Origin of the sequence: Streptomyces sp. Edi4, from assembly GCF_040253615.1 — a bacterium.
GTDB lineage: Bacteria > Actinomycetota > Actinomycetes > Streptomycetales > Streptomycetaceae > Streptomyces.
This window is the reverse complement of the sequence record NZ_JBEJGY010000004.1, coordinates 2,206,545-2,223,101: the sequence shown is the minus strand read 5'-3', so window position 1 is coordinate 2,223,101 and position 16,557 is coordinate 2,206,545. Positions and strand designations below refer to the sequence as shown.

General features: G+C 70.9%; 12 protein-coding genes. 7 read left to right on the top strand and 5 right to left on the bottom strand.

Going from position 1 to position 16,557, the window contains the following annotated elements; all coding sequences use genetic code 11:
- Positions 1-64 precede the first annotated feature (64 nt).
- The 3 genes from ABR738_RS12060 to ABR738_RS12050 all read left to right on the top strand — a co-directional run bounded on the left by ABR738_RS12060 (position 65) and on the right by ABR738_RS12050 (position 3,573).
- Positions 65-1,672, top strand: a complete 1,608-nt coding sequence (locus ABR738_RS12060) for an MFS transporter (RefSeq protein ID WP_350229967.1) — start codon at positions 65-67, stop codon at positions 1,670-1,672.
- Positions 1,673-1,754: 82 nt separating this feature from the next.
- A complete protein-coding gene (locus ABR738_RS12055; protein WP_350234536.1) occupies positions 1,755-2,366 on the top strand; it encodes a TetR/AcrR family transcriptional regulator in 612 nt (203 codons plus the stop codon).
- A 304-nt stretch (positions 2,367-2,670) separates the two neighbouring features.
- Positions 2,671-3,573, top strand: a complete 903-nt coding sequence (locus ABR738_RS12050; RefSeq protein WP_502964218.1) for an endonuclease/exonuclease/phosphatase family protein — start codon at positions 2,671-2,673, stop codon at positions 3,571-3,573.
- A 45-nt stretch (positions 3,574-3,618) separates the two neighbouring features.
- On the opposite strand, the gene ABR738_RS12045 is transcribed toward ABR738_RS12050, so the two are convergent.
- Entirely contained in the window at positions 3,619-5,370 is a 1,752-nt protein-coding gene (locus ABR738_RS12045) for an NAD+ synthase (RefSeq protein ID WP_350229965.1), read from the bottom strand.
- A 147-nt stretch (positions 5,371-5,517) separates the two neighbouring features.
- On the opposite strand from ABR738_RS12045, the gene gadC reads away from it, so the two are divergent.
- Positions 5,518-6,951 (top strand): glutamate/gamma-aminobutyrate antiporter GadC, encoded by a 1,434-nt coding sequence (gene gadC, locus ABR738_RS12040; RefSeq protein ID WP_350229964.1) that lies wholly within the window; start codon positions 5,518-5,520, stop codon positions 6,949-6,951.
- Between the two features lie 124 nt (positions 6,952-7,075).
- Here the strand turns inward: gadC and ABR738_RS12035 are convergent, their stop codons facing one another.
- On the bottom strand, positions 7,076-8,995 hold the full coding sequence (locus ABR738_RS12035; protein WP_350229963.1) for a S53 family peptidase: 1,920 nt from the start codon (positions 8,993-8,995) through the stop codon (positions 7,076-7,078).
- A gap of 511 nt (positions 8,996-9,506) precedes the next feature.
- On the opposite strand from ABR738_RS12035, the gene glnA2 reads away from it, so the two are divergent.
- Together glnA2 and ABR738_RS12025 are read left to right on the top strand one after the other, a co-directional pair.
- Positions 9,507-10,868 (top strand): gamma-glutamylpolyamine synthetase GlnA2, encoded by a 1,362-nt coding sequence (gene glnA2, locus ABR738_RS12030; protein WP_053723940.1) that lies wholly within the window; start codon positions 9,507-9,509, stop codon positions 10,866-10,868.
- Positions 10,869-11,623: 755 nt separating this feature from the next.
- Positions 11,624-11,983, top strand: a complete 360-nt coding sequence (locus tag ABR738_RS12025) for a 5-carboxymethyl-2-hydroxymuconate Delta-isomerase (RefSeq protein ID WP_350229962.1) — start codon at positions 11,624-11,626, stop codon at positions 11,981-11,983.
- 36 nt (positions 11,984-12,019) lie between these two features.
- On the opposite strand, the gene ABR738_RS12020 is transcribed toward ABR738_RS12025, so the two are convergent.
- From ABR738_RS12020 to ABR738_RS12010, 3 genes are read right to left on the bottom strand one after another with little or no spacing between them, the layout of a single operon-like run.
- Positions 12,020-13,045, bottom strand: a complete 1,026-nt coding sequence (locus ABR738_RS12020; protein ID WP_350229961.1) for a TolB-like translocation protein — start codon at positions 13,043-13,045, stop codon at positions 12,020-12,022.
- Positions 13,042-14,397, bottom strand: coding sequence for an MFS transporter (locus ABR738_RS12015; RefSeq protein WP_350229960.1), 1,356 nt, complete (start codon positions 14,395-14,397; stop codon positions 13,042-13,044). The genes ABR738_RS12020 and ABR738_RS12015 overlap by 4 nt, the downstream gene beginning before the upstream one ends.
- A gap of 1 nt (position 14,398) precedes the next feature.
- Positions 14,399-15,286, bottom strand: a complete 888-nt coding sequence (locus ABR738_RS12010; protein ID WP_350229959.1) for an alkaline phosphatase family protein — start codon at positions 15,284-15,286, stop codon at positions 14,399-14,401.
- A 153-nt stretch (positions 15,287-15,439) separates the two neighbouring features.
- On the opposite strand from ABR738_RS12010, the gene ABR738_RS12005 reads away from it, so the two are divergent.
- Positions 15,440-16,543, top strand: a complete 1,104-nt coding sequence (locus ABR738_RS12005; protein WP_350229958.1) for an acyltransferase family protein — start codon at positions 15,440-15,442, stop codon at positions 16,541-16,543.
- Positions 16,544-16,557 lie beyond the last annotated feature (14 nt).

Genomic DNA, 16,557 nt, shown 5'->3' with positions numbered 1-16,557 from the left:
CCCGAAAAGTAAAGTCCTCCCTATACGAGACGGTTCCGTTTCGAAATGGACTTAGGCTGTGCGCATGTCAACCACGTCTGCCGCGTCCGGCGCCCCGGCCGCACCCCGGATACCCGAAGCCGTCCACCGCCGGCGCTGGGCGATACTCGCCGTCCTGATGCTCAGCCTGCTGATCGTCGTCCTGGACAACTCGATCCTGAACGTCGCCGTCAAGACGATCGCGAGCCCAGCCCCCACCGGCATCGGCGCCACCCAGAGCGAGCTGGAATGGGCGATCAACGCCTACACCCTCGTCTTCGCCGGACTGCTCTTCACCTCCGGACTGCTCGGCGACCGGCTCGGCCGCAAGAAGATCCTGCTCTTCGGCATCACGGTCTTCGGCTTCGGCTCGGTCCTCGCCGCGTTCTCCGCCTCCCCCGACCAGCTCATCGCCTTCCGCGCCCTGATGGGCCTCGGCGGCGCCTTCGTGATGCCCGCCACCCTCGCCGTCCTCATGAACGTCTTCGAGCGCGAGGAGCAGCCCAAGGCGATCGGCATCTGGGCCGGCGGCGTGGGCCTCGCCATCGCGATCGGCCCCATCACCGGCGGCGTACTGCTCCAGCACTTCTGGTGGGGCTCGGTCTTCCTGGTCAACGTGCCGGTCGTGCTCATCGCCCTGATCGCCATGATCGTGCTCGTACCGGACTCCAAGGACCCGAACCCCGGCAGGCTCGACCCGGTGGGCGTGCTGCTGTCGGTGGTGGGCCTGGTGCTGCTGGTGTACGGGATCATCCACGGCGGCGAGCTCGCCGACTTCACCGACACGACGGTGCTCGCCACCACCCTCGGCGGCATCGCGGTCCTGGTCGGCTTCGTGGCGTACGAGAAGCGCTGCGAGCATCCCGCCATCGACATCGGTTACTTCAAGAAGCCCGCGTTCTCGGCCGCCGTCGTCGCCATCGCGCTGACGTTCTTCGCCCTGATGGGCGTGACCTTCTTCTCGGTCTTCTACATGCAGAGCGTGCGCGGCTACAGCGCCCTGCGCTCCGGACTGCTCATCCTGCCGCTCGCCGCCGCCCAGATGATCTTCGCGCCGCGCGCCCGGCTGGTCGTCGACCGCTTCGGCGCCCGCGCCGTGTGCACGGCGGGCCTTGTCCTGGTGGCCGTCGGCCTCGCCGCCTTCGGCGTGTTCGGCGTGGACACGCCCATCTGGGTCATGGAGGTCGTCTTCTTCGTCCAGGGCGCCGGAATGGCCCACATCATGCCGCCCGTCACCGTCTCGATCATGCAGGCGCTGCCGCGTGAGAAGGCCGGCTCGGGCTCGGCCGTCAACAACACCTTCCGCCAGGTCGGCGGGGCGCTCGGCATCGCCGTGCTCGGCTCGCTGCTGTCCACCGTCTACCGGGGCCGCATCCAGAGCCACCTCGACGCGGTCCCCGAAGGGGCGCGCAAGGCGGCCGGCGAGTCCATCGAGGCGACCCTCGGCGTCGCCGAACGGATGGGCCCGGCGGGCAAGGCCCTGATCGGCCCCGCCGACGACGCCTTCCTCCACGCCATGCACATCACCGCCTTCGCCTCCTCGGGCGTGGCCCTGCTCGGCGCCCTCGTCGTCGCCCTGTTCCTGCCGGGCAGGCCCGCCCAGGACCAGGCGCCCACCGCGCGGGACCGGCCCGCCGAGGCCGCCCGCCGATAGCCAGGGCCGCCCGCGGCAGGGCCGGGGGCCTTCGGGACAATCAACGGGCCGGTCGAGACGAAACGGAGCGGGCGTGACCTCGATGGACAAGCAGCACAAGGACGGCGGACCCCGGCGCGGGCGGCCCCGCTCGCAGGCCGCGGAGCGCCAGATCCTGGAAGCCGTCATCAAGCTGCTGGAGGAAGGCGTCTCGCTCGCCGACCTCTCCATCGAACGCATCGCGCGCACCGCCGGCGTCGGCAAGGCCACCATCTACCGGCGCTGGGCCGGCAAGGAGGAGCTGTACGTCGAGGTCGTGCGGTCCATGGAGTCGCCGAGCCCGTCGCCGGCCGGCCGCTGTCTGCGCGACGACCTCGTCGCGATGGTCGACAACGTACGGGTGCGCGGCGCGGCCAAGCAGTCCTCCGCCCTGCTGCACAACGTCTTCGCCCAGATGCAGAGTTACCCCAGGCTGTGGTCCAAGTACCACAGCCTGGTCATCGACCCCCGCCGCCGGCTCTTCGACGAAGTGCTGCGGCGGGGCATCGAGAACGGCGAGATCCGCGCCGGGATCGACCTGGAGATGGCCGGCGACCTCTTCGTCGCCCCGATGCTGGTACGCACCATGCTGCGGCCCGGCCGCGAACTGCCCGGGCCCGAGCTCGCCGAGCGCATCGTCGACGCCGTACTCGAAGGGCTGCGCCCGGAGCGCTGAATATGCGCGTTGTGTCACAGGGCTCCGCGCCGCGCCCCGGCTTGGAACCCCCCGCCGCGCCCACTCGTCCTGCTGGCCGTGGAGATGTCGTGCGCGAGGCACGACGGCAGGCAAGGCCGCCCCGTTTTCGCCTAGGGTCGAAGGACGGGGAACGGAGCACGAGATCAGCAGTGAGGACAGCGGTATGGCGCGGGCGTACATGACGGAGACGGGCGACGGCAGCGCGGAGGACGAGCGCAGCGGGTCCCGGTTCCGGCGCCTGGTCGACGGCTGGCGGGGCGACCGGGGCATCTGGCGCCGGGGCATGGTGCTCACGGGGATCGCCGTCGTGATCGCCCTCGTGATGATCCTGCACTCGCACATCCCCAACTCGGTGGGCAATCTCGGCTCGCTCTCCGAGACCTTCCTGCCCTGGCTCGGCCTGTTCGTGCCCGTCTTGCTCGGCCTCGCGCTGTGGCGCCGCTCGGCGACCGCGCTGATCGCGCTGCTGCTCCCGACGATCGTCTGGCTCAACATGTTCGGCGGGCTGCTCACCGACAAGCAGAGCGCGGGCGGCAATCTGATCGTGGCCACCCACAACGTCAACGCCGACAACCCCGACCCGGCCGGCACCGCCCGCCAGGTCGCGTCGTCCGGCGCGCAGGTCCTGGCCCTTGAGGAGATCCCGGGCGACGAGGTCGACACGTACAAGAAGGCGCTCGCGGGCCTCTACCCGTACCACTCGGTGCAGGGCACGGTGGGCCTGTGGTCCAAGTACGAGCTGAGCGACAGCCGTCCCGTCGACATCAAGATGGGCTGGACGCGCGCCATGCGCTCCACCGTGAAGACCCCGACCGGCGACGTCGCGGTCTATGTGGCCCACATGCCCTCGGTACGGGTGAAGCTGAACGCCGGGTTCACCGCCAACCAGCGGGACAACAGCGCCTACACCCTGGGTGAGGCGATCTCCGCCGAGCCGAACAAGAAGGTGATCCTGCTCGGCGACCTCAACGGCACGATGAACGACCGCTCCCTGAACAACATCACCGCCCAGATGCGCTCCACCCAGGGCGCCGCGGGCGACGGCTACGGGTTCAGCTGGCCGGCCTCGTTCCCGATGGCCCGGATCGACCAGATCATGGTCAAGGGCATCCAGCCCAAGTCGTCGTGGACCCTGGCCCGCACCAAGAGCGACCACCTCCCGGTCGCGGCCCGGCTCCAGGTGTGAGACGGGTCCGGGGCGTGGCCCGAGGCACGGCTCCGAGCCGCCCGCTCAGCGCGACTCGCGCCAGCGGTTGGTGATCGGCAGCCTGCGGTCCTTGCCGAAGCCCTTCGGTGAGATCTTCGTGCCCGGCGGGTACTGGCGGCGCTTGTACTCCGCCATGTCCACCATCCACAGAGTCCGGCGCACCAGTTCCGCGTCGTACCCGGCCGCCACGATCGCGTCCGCGCCCTGGTCCCGGTCGACGTACAGGGCCAGGATCGCGTCGAGTACGGGGTAGTCGGGCAGCGAGTCCGTGTCGACCTGGCCGGGGCGCAGTTCGGCGCTCGGGGGCTTGGAAATGGAGTTCTCCGGGATCGGGGGCGTCTGCCCGCGCTCGGCGGCCGCCCGGTTGCGCCACCGCGCGAGGCGGAAGACCGCCGACTTGTAGACGTCCTTGATCGGCCCGTACGCGCCCACCGAGTCGCCGTACAGCGTCGAATACCCCACCGCGAGCTCGGACTTGTTGCCCGGGGCGAGCACGAGGTGCCCCTCCTGGTTGGACAGCGCCATCAGGAGGGTGCCGCGCAGCCGCGACTGAAGGTTCTCCTCCGCGAGTCCGGTCAGCGCGAGGGAGCCCAGGTAGGCGTCGAACATCGGCTCGATGGAGACCGTGCGCAGATGCAGCCCCGTACGCCGTGCCAGCTCCGCCGCGTCCTTCTTGGAGTGGTCGGAGGAGTACTTCGAGGGCATGGAGACACCATGGACGTCGGCCGCGCCCAGCGCGTCACAGGCGATCGCCGCGACGAGCGCCGAGTCGATGCCGCCGGACAGGCCGATCAGGACGGACCGGAAGCCGTTCTTCGTGACGTACGCGCGCAGACCCGCCACCAGCGCCGCGTAGACTTCCTCGTCGTCGTCGAGGCGCTCCGCGCACGCGCCGCGCGGCTCCGGCTCGTACGGCGCGACCGGATCGTCGGAGATCACCACGTGATCCACCCGCAGCCCGTCGTCGACCACGCCCGAGGGCGCGGCGCCCGCGGCCGGCAGCTCCAGGTCCAAGACGAGGCAGACCTCGGTGAACTGCGGGGCACGCGCCAGGATCTCGCCCTGCGCGTCGACGACGATTGAGTCGCCGTCGAAGACCAGCTCGTCCTGGCCGCCGGTCATCGCCACATAGGCGAGCGCGCAGCCCGCCTCCCGGGCCCGCGCGCGGACCAGTTCGAGCCGGGTGTCGTCCTTGTTCTGCTCGTACGGCGAGGCGTTGACGGAGACCAGCAGGCCCGCGCCGGCGGAGCGGGCCGCCGGGACGCGCCCGCCGTCCTGCCACAGGTCCTCGCAGATGGCGAGCGCCACATCCACACCCCGCACCCGCACGACGGGCAGGGTGTCGCCCGGCACGAAGTAGCGGAACTCGTCGAAGACGCCGTAGTTGGGCAGATGGTGCTTGGCGAAGCTGAGCTCGACCCGGCCGCCGTGCAGCACCGCCGCCGCGTTCCGCGGGGCGCCGGCCGGCTGCCCGAGCCGGGGCACGGCGACCGGTGAACGGTCCAGATACCCCACCACCACGGGGATCTCACCGAACCCCTCCGCCGCAAGCCGCGCCGCGAGCGCGGTGAGCGCCTGCCGGGACGCCTCGACGAAGGACCCTCTCAGGGCGAGGTCTTCGACGGGGTAGCCGGTCAGCACCATCTCGGGGAACGCGACGAGGTGCGCGCCCCGCTCGGCCGCGTGCCGGGTCCAGCGCACGACCGCGTCGGCGTTGCCGGCGAGGTCTCCGACGGTCGAGTCGATCTGAGGGAGGGCGAGACGTAGTTGAGGCACGGCGCCACTCTAATCGTCAGAGCGACGCGATGGGGTGGAGCGACGCCGCGTGGCGCCCACGCGCCGGGCCGTTTCGGCAGGACGCGTCGCGTGCGGACCCGCCGCGCCCGACATGCGGGACCCGGCCGCCGCGCCGATCATGGGCGCATGACGACCACGGACGCCTCCGATGAAGAACTCGTCGCCGACGACGGCACCGCACGGCGGTTCGTCTCCTGGGTGACGCTCGGCCTCATGACGACGGCATCCGTCGCGAGCCTGCGCCCCTCGCCCTCGATGGCCATCTACGGCCTCGCCGCGGTCTTCCTCTATCTCCTGCCCGCCGTCGTCTTCCTGCTCCCGACCGCCCTGGTCGGCGCGGAGCTGGCGTCCGGCTGGACCGGCGGCATCTACCGCTGGGTGAGCGAGGCGCTGGGCAAACCGCTCGGATTCCTCGCCGTGTGGTGCCAGTTCGCGATGACGATCGCGTACTACCCGAGCCTGCTTGCCTACGTCGCCTCGACCTTCGCGTACGTCATCGACCCGAGCCTGGCCGAGAACGGGCTCTACGTCGCCGTCGTCATCGTGGTCATCTACTGGACCGGAGTATGGATCTCCTCGCGCGGCACCAAGACCGTGGCCGGGCTCAGCTCGCTCGGCCTCGTCATCGGCACACTCATCCCGGGCGTCGTCCTCGTGGTCCTCGGGCTCGTCTTCCTCGGCCAGGGCAATCCCTCGGCCGCGCCGATGAACACCTCGCACTGGCTGCCGCCCTGGACCGGGCTCGCCAGCCTGGTCCTGATCGTCAACAACTTCCTGTCCTACGCGGGCATGGAGATGAACGGCGTCCACGTGTCCTCGCTGCGCGAGCCCAAGCGCGAATATCCCAGGTCGATGCTGCTCGCGACCGGCCTCGTGCTGCTGATCTTCATCCTTCCGGCCCTAGCCATCTCCTGGGTGATGCCGTCCAAGGAGCTGAGCCTCACGGCCGGTCTGATGCAGGCGTTCCAGGCGTTCTTCGACCACTTCCACATCGGCTGGATGACCAAGGTCGTCGGTGTGATGCTGGTGGCGGCCGCGCTCGGCGGGATGCTGACGTGGCTTGCGGGGCCCGCCAAGGGCCTGGTGCTGCTCGCGCGCCAGGAGGGCTATCTGCCGCCGGTCCTTCAGCGCCTGAACAAGTACGGCACCCCGCGCAACGTCATGGTCGCCCAGGGCGTCATCACCACGCTGATCGGCATCCTGTACGCCTTCAGCGGTGACGTGTCGAGCGCGTACTGGATGTTCTCCGTCATCACCGTCCAGATCTATCTCATCGCCTACCTGCTGATGTTCGTCGCGGTGGTGAGGCTGCGCAGGATGCGGCCCGAGGTGGAGCGCGGCTTCCGGGTGCCCGCGGTCGCCTGGGTGGCGGGCATCGGGTTCGTGGCGTCGGTGGCCGCCCTGTGCATCGGGTTCGTGCCGCCGGACCAGTTCGGCGGCCAGCCGCTGTGGCGCTATCTGCTGATCGTCGGCGGCGGCCTCCTCATCCTCGGCATCCTCGCCCCACTCGCCTTCCTGACACTCCGCAAGCCCACGTGGGTACACCCGGACCACCAGTAGCCCGGGCCTTCGTTCCCCCACCCCCCGGAGGGTTTCGGAAAAGGGGTGGGGTCGGGGAACGAGCGCGGCCCCGTCCCCGGCCCATGGGAGGCCGGGGACGGGGCCGCAGGCCCGGGTCGGCGGGTCAGCGGCGGAACGGGAAGCCGTACGAGGCGACGTAACCCGGCGCGGGCGAGCCCACGCCCGTCACGTCGTCGTACCCCTTGACCGCGGCCAGCGAGCTGTCCTTGCCGAGCGAGCGCACCGAGGTCAGCACACCCTTGGACGCGTCCACACTGTTGGCGAAGTCGACGCGAGCGACCGCGAGATCACGGTGCGCGCCCAGCGGGTGGTCCGTCACGTCGTGGAAGAGCGGCGAGTGGTACCGGGCGTAGATCCCCGGGTTGGCGAAGCCGATCGGGAAGCGCTGGGCCTGCTGGGCCAGGGCCTGGATGCCCGCGATGACCGGCGCGGCCAGCGAGGTGCCGCCGATGCGGTACTCGTCGTACTTCACCGACCCGTCGGGCCACGCCTGCGTCTGGCCCACCAGGAAACCGGTGTTGGGGTCGGCCACGGCCGCGATGTCCGGCACCGTGCGCATGGGGGTCGCGCCGTTGGCCTTGGCCAGCGAGTCCGGCACGATGCCGCGCTGGTAGAACGGCTGCTTCACGGTGGAGCTTGTGCCGCCGCCCGCGCCGCCGGTGTAGGCGCCGGGGAAGTTCACCCAGCTCTTGCCGTCGGCGGACAGGGTGGCCTTCTCGGTGCCCCAGCCGGTCTCGAACTGGTAGGTGTTGTGCTTGCCGACGGCCAGCGAGGTGCCGCCGACGGAGGTCGCCCAGGCGGAGTTCGCCGGGGTGTCGACCTGCTTCTTGCCGGCGTGGGCGGCCTCGTCGCCGTTGTCACCGGAGGAGAAGTAGAAGCCGATGCCCTCGATCGCGCCGAGCTTGAACGTCTGGTCGTAGGCGGCCTGGACGTCCGGGGTCTCATTCGCCTCGACGTCGCCCCACGAGTTGGAGACCATGTCGGCGAGACGGTTGTCGACGACCTTGTTCAGGGCGTCGAGCAGATCCGGGTCGTTGCAGGACGCGCCGCCGACGTAGACGATGTTCGCCTCGGGGGCGACCGCGTGCACGGCCTCGACGTCGAGGGATTCCTCGCCGTACCAGCCGGACGCGTCACACGCCTCGGTGCTGTTGAACTCCGCCGGCAGGACCTCGGTGTACTGGCCCTTCTTGTAGGCCTTGTCACCGTTGTTCTTGGCGTACTGCGCGGCGTCCTTGGCCATGGTCGGCGAGGCGTACGCGTCGGTGATCGCGACGGTCACGCCCTTGCCGGTGTACTTGCCGGCGCCGTAGGCGGCGCGCAGCTGCTCGCCGGTGTAGCCGTGCACCGCGTACGGGATCTTCGTGCCGTACGCGTCCGGCAGCGTCTTGGCGACGTTGGAGCCGTAGTACGTCGAGAAGGGACCGGCGTTGTGGAAGCCCGCGCCGGGCCCGGGCAGGGTGTCCTGGTGCGTCGCCCGGTGCGGGGCGTTGTCCAGACCCGTGACCGTCAAAACGGCGCCGGCCAGCGCGTCGGGCGCGGACGCGGCCTTCGCCGGCGCCCGGTAAGTGCGCTGGTCCTTGCGGTAGTTGTGCAGCGGCGTGGCGAACGCCTTCTGCGCGGCGGCCGCGTCACCGGAGACCGAGATGTAGTGCTGGTTGGAGCCCGTGATGGTCAGTCCGGACGACTTCAGCCACTTGGTGACCGCGTCGATCTGCCCCTTGGTCGCGCCGAAGCGCGCTTGCGTCTCGGCGGCGCTCAGGTACTTGCCGTACGAGGCCGACCGCGGGTCGGACACGGCCGCGGCGTACGCGTCCAGGCCCTTCGCGTCCCGCCCGGCGAGGTAGACCCGGGCGTTCACGGTGGTGGACGCGGCCGTCGCTCCCTGGTCGGCGGAGCCGGTGGCCCAGACGGGCTTGGTGCCCGCGAGGGCGGCCCGCCCGCTCGGGACCGGGTCGGCCGCCTGGGCGGACGGTATGCCGAGGGCGAGCGCGCCGGCGAGCAGAGGCAGTGTCGCTGCCATGCTCATGCCGGTACGCCGCCATGCGCGGCTTGTTCTCATGTAACCCCCTGCGTGAGGTCTTACGCCTGCTGCGCATGCGCGGTCTGATGTGCGCATGTAATGCGTCACTCTTGTCAGGAACGGTTCATGCGGGGGGCATGTGATCACCAAGAAACGCCAAAGAGCGTTTACCAATGGACAGTTGGAAAACGGCGAAGGGTCCGTTTTCTGTGCGGTTGGGCGCGGCGGCGGGCGCCCGGGGGCGCGTCCGGGGGAGTGCGCGAGGGAGCGCACCGGGGGAGTGCGCGGGCGCGCAGGCGGGCGGGGGCGCGGGGAGGCCCGCTTCGGGTGCGCTGTGCCCCGGCGCGCTGGACCGGTCCCGAGGGGGCACACGCGGGGAGGGGACGTGCCGCAGGTCATACCGGGTGCGTAATGTGGAGGTAATCCCGCGCCTCGATACTGAGGATTCCCCCGCCGTCCCCCTTCGCGGGGCCCCCGGCGCACAGGCCGTCTGAACTGCAAGGATGTGGCTATGGACAAGCAGCAGGAGTTCGTGCTCCGAACCCTGGAGGAGCGCGACATCCGGTTCGTGCGCCTGTGGTTCACCGATGTGCTCGGCTTCCTGAAGTCGGTGGCGGTCGCCCCGGCCGAGCTGGAGCAGGCCTTCGACGAGGGGATCGGCTTCGACGGCTCGGCCATCGAGGGCTTCGCCCGGGTCTACGAGTCCGACATGATCGCCCGCCCCGACCCGTCCACCTTCCAGATCCTGCCCTGGCGCGCGGAAGCGCCCGGCACGGCTCGCATGTTCTGCGACATCCGGATGCCCGACGGCTCCCCGTCCTTCGCGGACCCGCGCTTCGTCCTCAAGCGCATCCTGGCCAAGACCTCCGACCTCGGGTTCACCTTCTACACCCACCCCGAGATCGAGTTCTTCCTCCTCAAGGACAAGCCGCTCGACGGCACCCGCCCCGTCCCCGCCGACAACTCGGGCTACTTCGACCACACCCCGCAGAACGTCGGCATGGACTTCCGCCGCCAGGCGATCACCATGCTCGAATCCATGGGCATCTCGGTCGAGTTCAGCCACCACGAGGGCGCGCCGGGCCAGCAGGAGATCGACCTGCGCTACGCCGACGCGCTCTCCACGGCCGACAACATCATGACGTTCCGTCTGGTCATGAAGCAGGTCGCGCTGGAGCAGGGCGTGCAGGCCACGTTCATGCCCAAGCCGTTCTCGGAGTACCCGGGCTCGGGCATGCACACCCACCTCTCCCTCTTCGAGGGCGACCGCAACGCGTTCTACGAGTCGGGCGCGGAGTACCAGCTCTCCAAGGTGGGCCGCTCCTTCATCGCGGGCCTGCTCAAGCACGCCGCCGAGATCGCCGCCGTCACCAACCAGTGGGTCAACTCCTACAAGCGCATCTGGGGCGGCTCGGAGCGCACGGCGGGCGCGGGCGGCGAGGCGCCCTCGTACATCTGCTGGGGCCACAACAACCGCTCGGCCCTCATCCGCGTCCCGATGTACAAGCCGGGCAAGACGGGCTCCGCGCGCGTCGAGGTCCGCTCCCTCGACTCGGGCTGCAACCCCTACCTCGCCTACGCGCTGCTGCTCGCGGCCGGCCTCAAGGGCATCGAGGAGGGCTACGAACTCCCGGCGGGCGCCGACGACGACGTCTGGGCCCTCACCGACGCCGAACGCCGCGCCATGGGCATCGAGCCCCTGCCGCAGAACCTGGGCGAGGCGATCGCCCTGATGGAGCGCAGCGAACTGGTCGCCGAGACGCTGGGAGAGCACGTCTTCGACTTCTTCCTGCGCAACAAGAAGCAGGAGTGGGAGGAGTACCGCAGCGAGGTCACGGCCTTCGAGCTGCGGAAGAACCTGCCGGTGCTGTAGGCGCGGGCCGCTTCGGGCGCGGGGCTCAGGGCTGGGGCGCTTCAGGCACGGGTCGCGTGGCGGTCGAAGGCGGCGCGCAGGGCCTCGACGTCGCCGGCGCCCCGCTTGGGCAGGATGGTGACGGTCGTCGCGTTCTTCTCAGGGCCGAACAGCACGAAGAGGTGGGCGGTTCTCCAGATACCGGGTGACCGCCTGCCAGGTCAGGGTCGTGGCCCGCCTGCCAGGTCAGGGTCGTGGCCGCGTGCTGGTGGGCGATGGAGACCCCGGCGTCCCCCACCGTCGCCCGGTACTCGCCGTGGCGCGCCGCCACCTTGTGGAACTGGCGGGCCTGGAGGCGCGGACTGACGATCATGACCACCATGAAGAAGACGCTCCCCAGAAACAGGGGCATGGGGACATCCTGCCCGTTCGCCAGCGCCACTGCCCCGGCCGCCAGGACCGGCGCGCCGCACACCAGCGAGTAGATGAGCTGGCGGCGGGCGGCGACCGAGACCTTCCTGCGGGCGCCCAGAGCCTGCGTGAAATCCTGGAGCGTCAACTGGTAGGTGAGGGTGAGCGGCGCCTGTCGGTCCGTGCCCGTGACCGCCGCCCGATCGTCCCCGTTGTCGTACATCTGTCCCCCGATTCGTCCCCGTTGTCCGCCGAGCATCCCAGCCGCAGGCCGGCGGCGCGCGGCGGCGCCAGGACGCCTGCGGCAGCACGCCGCCGCCGACCAGCCGCCCCTGCTCAAGCCCACTACACAAGGGAGAACGCTCATGCCCTTCATCACCGTCGAGTACTCCGCACCGCTCGCGCCCACGTTCGACCGCCAGGCCTTCGCCCAGGAGGTCCACGAGGTCGCGCCCGCCGGGATCAACGCGCCCATCGACGCCTTCAAGTCCCGGTTCCGGTGTGTGGAGGAGAGCTGGTTCGGCGCCGGTGAGGACGACCTGGACGCCGTCCTCATCCAGGTCGCCATCCTCTCCGGGCGCACCCCGAAGGCGATCGAGCACCTGAGCGAGACCGTCCTGGAGATCGCCCGCAAGCACGTGAGCGCGGCCCCCGGCCGGCGGCTGCACATCACGGTCGAGACGCGCGAGATGGAGCGCGACTACTACCGCGCCCACAAGGAGTAGCGGAGGACAGGACAGGGCCCGCCGGCGGGAGCGGGCTCAGCCGAGGTAGGCCGGCGCGAGCCCCGCCGTCAACAGGCGGCCGGGCTTCCCGGTGCCGTCCGCCGGGACCGTGTACAGATCGGTGCCGTAGTCGCCGGGCAGGGCGTAGACGACGGTGTGGTCGTCCTGCCAGACCACCTGGTCGTCCACGCTCCTTCGCTCCGCGAGCGCCGTCTCGCGCATCGTCGCCAGGTCCAGGGCGTACAGGTGCCAGGGGGCGTCGGCGGGCAGGCCCGCGACCCGTTTCTTGTAGACGATCCGGGTGCCGTCCGGCGAGAGCGAGGGGCACTCGACGTTGGCGTGCAGGGAGGTCACCGTACGCGCCACGAGGTCGCCCCGGACGAGGTAGGTGTGGCCGCCGGTCGCCATCGTCGCGTAGAAGCTCCGGTCGTCGGCGGCGAAGGTGACGCCCCAGAAGTTGGTGTCGGCGGCGTGGTGCTCCTTGCCGTCCAGGTACGCGGTGAAGTCCTCCAGGGACGAGGTGAGTTGGCCCGTACGGGTGTCGAGGACCGCCGTGCGCGTGGAGAAGTTGGTGCCCGCGTACGAGTCGCCGCCCACGAACACCGTCCACGCCACCCAGCGCCCGCTCGGCGAGACCCTGGCCCGGGTCGGGATGCCGGGGAGGCTGTAGCGCGCGCGCTCCTTGAGTCCGGCGTCCAGGACCACCGCCCGGTAGGAGTCCGTCATCGCGCCGCGCTCGGCCTGGAGGCAGATGCCGGTGCCGGCCGCCGCGAAGAAGCGCAGGCACTTCACGCCGGAAGCGGTGCGCGGGCCCGCAGGGTCGCTCGCCGCGACGGTGGCGAGCTCGTCGCGGTGCGGGCCCCACGCCATGGTGCGGAACACGATCAGGGGAGTGGGGCCGGGCTTGAGCGTCACGGAACCGGCGGTGACGGCCGGGCCGCCTGCCTGCGCCCGGTTCTTGCGGTCCTCGCGGCCCGCCGCGTGCAGCACGGACGCGACGGCGACCGCCACCAGGACCGCGAGGGCCGCCACCAGGACGAGCAGCTTGTTACGGAGCGTCAAGTGCGGCCTGCCTCTGGGGGGTTGGAGGGACGAAGCAGCGGGACGGCGAGCGTGGCGCACCCGGCGAGCAGCGCCGCAGCCGTGCCGAGCGCCGTGCGGTCGCCCCACGCCGTCCAGGCCGCGCCGAAGGCGATCGAGCAGGCGAAGCGGGCCAGCGCCTGGCCGGTCTGGATCAGCGCGAGCCCCGAGGAGCGCAGCGCGGCGGGGACCGATCCGGCCGCCGCCGCCATCAGGACGCCGTCGGTGGCCGCGTAGAAGGCGCCGTGCAGGGCCAGGGTGAGCGACGCGAGAACGGGGCCGCCGGGGCCGTGGCCGCCGGTCAGGAGCAGGACGTACGCCAGGAGCAGGGCCGCGTGGCCGCCGAGGAAGACCTGCCGCCGGCCCAGCCGGTCGGCGAGCCGGCCCAGCGGGATTGCCAGCAGCAGGAAGGCGGCCGCCGTGCCGATGGGAAGCAGCGCGAACCAGCGGTCGGGGACGCCGAGGCGGCGCTGGAGCAGGAGGTAGACGAACGAGTCGCTGACCGTGGCGAGGCCCAACAGGAAGGCGACGAGCGTGAGTTGGCGTACCGGACGGATGCGCAGCAGAGCCAGGGCCGCCCTCGGGGAGGGGCGCGGGCCACCCTGAGGTGGCGTATCCAGGCGTGGCGCATCCAGGCTTGGCGCGCCCGCGCGTGCACCGCCCGCGCGTGGCGCGTCCTCGGGCGGCGCGGCGAGCGGGGTGCGCGCGGGTACGAAGAGGATCAGGACCAGGACGCCGAGCGCCGCCACGCAGAAGCTCACCGTGAACACCGCGTCGTAACCGTCCACTGCCTGACGCAGGATCAGGAAGGCGGTCAGCGGGCCGAGCAGGGCTCCGGCCGTGTCCATCGCCCGGTGCACTCCGAAGGCGCGGCCCCGCGACTCGGGCGCCGACGCCAGCGAGATGAGCGCGTCGCGCGGCGCGGTGCGCAGCCCCTTGCCGGTGCGGTCGGCGGCGAGCACCGCGCCGATCACCGGGAGCGAACCCGCCACAAGGAGAAGGGGTTTGCACAGCGCCGAGAGCCCGTAGCCGAGCAGCGCGACCGACTTGTGGCGTCCGCCCCGGTCGGCGAGGTGGCCGCCCACCAGGCGGACCAGCGCGCTGAAGCCGTTGTACACCCCGTCGAGCAGCCCGAAGCCGAGCGGGGACAGGCCGAGCCCGGTGACCAGGTACAGCGGGAGCACCGCGGTGACCATCTCCGATGAGATGTCCGTGATGAGGCTGACCGTGCCGAGCGCCAGCACGGTGGAGGCCACGGCCGTACGCCGCCCGGAGCGTGCCCGGGCGGCGCCGGCGGGAGCCGCGGGAGTGCCGCGGCTGTCCGCTACGTACACGTCAGCTCGTCCAGATCCCCGTGATGTCCGAGGAGTTGGCAGCCTGACCCGCGTGCGCGGTGCCGTACATGTCCTCGATGGTGCGCAGCAGGTTGTAGTGGTTGTACGTCGTCGACGACGAGGAACCGGGGGCGACCTGCTGGCCGTAGAGGACGGTGGGGATCTTGTTGCCGGCGAGCCTGTTGTCCTCGTCGAAGGTGATGACGAGCAGACTGTTGTGGGTCTTGGCCCAGGTCGCGTAGGCACCCAGGTTGTTCTTGAGCCAGGTGTCGCCGGTGGAGACCGAGCAGTCGTGCATGTCGCCGCACAGGTTCGGCGTGACGAACGAGACCTGGGGGAGCTTGCTGTAGTCGGTGGGGAACTGGGCGAAGGTGTACGCGGAGGAGGTCGGCACGTTGGAGAAGCCGAACCACGGGTTGTGCTTCTGGGCGTACTTGCCGCTGGCGCATGTCGTGGAGCCCTGGCTGGGCAGCGACTCGTTGTAGCTCGCCCAGGTCTTCCCCGCCGCGATCAGCTCGGAGGCGAGGTTGGGCGCGGAGGAGAAGCCGGGGGTCACACAGCTGTCGTCGGTGACGCCCTGCGTGGAGCCGGAGAACATCGCGTAGTAGTTCGGCTGGCTGGGGTGGGTCTCGGCGTACGAGGCCGTCAGGTTCGCGCCGCCGGACTTGAGGGAGTTGATGTACGGGGCGCTCGAGCTGCCGATGACCTGGTCATAGGCGTGGTTCTCGAAGACGGCGACCACCACGTGGTCGGGTGTGGGGACGCTCGTCGAGGCCCCCGCGGCGGACGCGGAGCCGAGCCCGGCCCACAGGCCGGCCGAGGCGGCCGCGAGGCCGAGAGTGCTGAAGAGGGCGGTGCGGGTGCGCCGGGGTGTGGGGTCGCCGGACACGGCTGCCTCCGGGGTGAGGGGGAGCGGGCACCCAGAGATTAGGGGTGTCCATGTCAACTCGGAAGGGTGAAGCGGGTGAAGACCCCGGGAACGTACGGTGCCCGACGCGGTCGCTGCCCGGTCCGGGGCGCCCGGCCCCCTACGGTGGGCTGAATGACCAGCTCCACCCCTCACCCCGGTCCTGGAAGCCCTCGAACCCCCGCCCGCAGTCCGCTCTTCGACAACGCCAAGTTCCTGCTGATCGTCCTGGTCGCGCTCGGTCACAGCTGGGAGGAGATCATCACCCCCCACACCCCGGGCCTCAGAGCCCTGCACAACCTCGTCTACTGCTTCCACATGCCGGCCTTCATCCTGCTCTCCGGCTACTTCTCGCGCACCTTCACCGCCCGGCCCGACCAGGTGCGGCGGCTGCTCGGCGGGGTGCTCCTGCCCTACCTCGTCTTCGAGACGATCTACAGCTTCGTCTACCACTGGACGCGCGGCACGGACCTCGCGATCACCCCGACCTCGCCCACCTATCTGTGCTGGTTCCTGCTCGCGCTCTTCGTGTGGCGCATCACCACCCCGATCTGGCACGCGGTACGGCACCCGCTGGCCCTCGCCGTCGTGATCTCGCTTGGCGCGGGCACGACCGCGGTCGGCGGGGAGATGGCGCTCTCGCGGGTGCTGATGTTCCTGCCGTGGTTCGTCCTCGGGCTGCGGCTGCGCCCCGAGCACTTCGCCCGCCTGCGCACCCGCGCGGCCCGGGCGCTCGCGGTGCCCGTCGTCGCCGGCGCCCTGGCGCTCGCCTACTGGCTCTCGCCCGACCCCAGTGACGACTGGCTGTCCTCGGACGCGGGCAACACCGTCCTGCATGTCTCGCTCGTCCGGTATCTGCTGCTCAGGCTGGCCCTGTTCGCGGTGACCGCGCTCCTGGTGGCGGCGTTCTTCGCGCTGGTGCCGGGGCGCCGGACGCGGCTCACGGCGTTCGGCGCGGTCACCCTCTACCCGTATCTGCTGCACGGGATCGTGCTGCGGGTCGTCGAGCACTACGGCTTCTTCCGGACCGTACGGGAGGCGGGGCTTTCGGGGCAGCTGGTGCTGAGCGCGGCCGTGGTGGCGGCGGTGGCGCTGCTGTCGACCCGGCCGGTGCGGGCGGTGCTGTGGCCGCTGGTCGAGCCGCGCCTGCCGGGACGGTTCGCGGCCCGGACCGAGGTGCCCGCGCCGCCGGCCGCCCCCACGGAGGCGGTCGCGCGCGAGAAGACCCTGGCGCGCTGAGGAGAGAGCCCGGC

What these genes read in the sequence shown, in the direction of transcription:
- ABR738_RS12060 (WP_350229967.1), top strand. Translation starts at nt 65, where the DNA reads ATGTCAACCACGTCTGCCGCGTCCGGCGCCCCGGCCGCACCCCGGATA.
- ABR738_RS12055 (WP_350234536.1), top strand. Translation starts at nt 1,755, where the DNA reads ATGGACAAGCAGCACAAGGACGGCGGACCCCGGCGCGGGCGGCCCCGC.
- ABR738_RS12050 (WP_502964218.1), top strand. Translation starts at nt 2,671, where the DNA reads ATGGTGCTCACGGGGATCGCCGTCGTGATCGCCCTCGTGATGATCCTG.
- gadC (WP_350229964.1), top strand. Translation starts at nt 5,518, where the DNA reads ATGACGACCACGGACGCCTCCGATGAAGAACTCGTCGCCGACGACGGC.
- ABR738_RS12035 (WP_350229963.1), bottom strand. Translation starts at nt 8,995, where the DNA reads ATGGCAGCGACACTGCCTCTGCTCGCCGGCGCGCTCGCCCTCGGCATA.
- glnA2 (WP_053723940.1), top strand. Translation starts at nt 9,507, where the DNA reads ATGGACAAGCAGCAGGAGTTCGTGCTCCGAACCCTGGAGGAGCGCGAC.
- ABR738_RS12025 (WP_350229962.1), top strand. Translation starts at nt 11,624, where the DNA reads ATGCCCTTCATCACCGTCGAGTACTCCGCACCGCTCGCGCCCACGTTC.
- ABR738_RS12005 (WP_350229958.1), top strand. Translation starts at nt 15,440, where the DNA reads ATGACCAGCTCCACCCCTCACCCCGGTCCTGGAAGCCCTCGAACCCCC.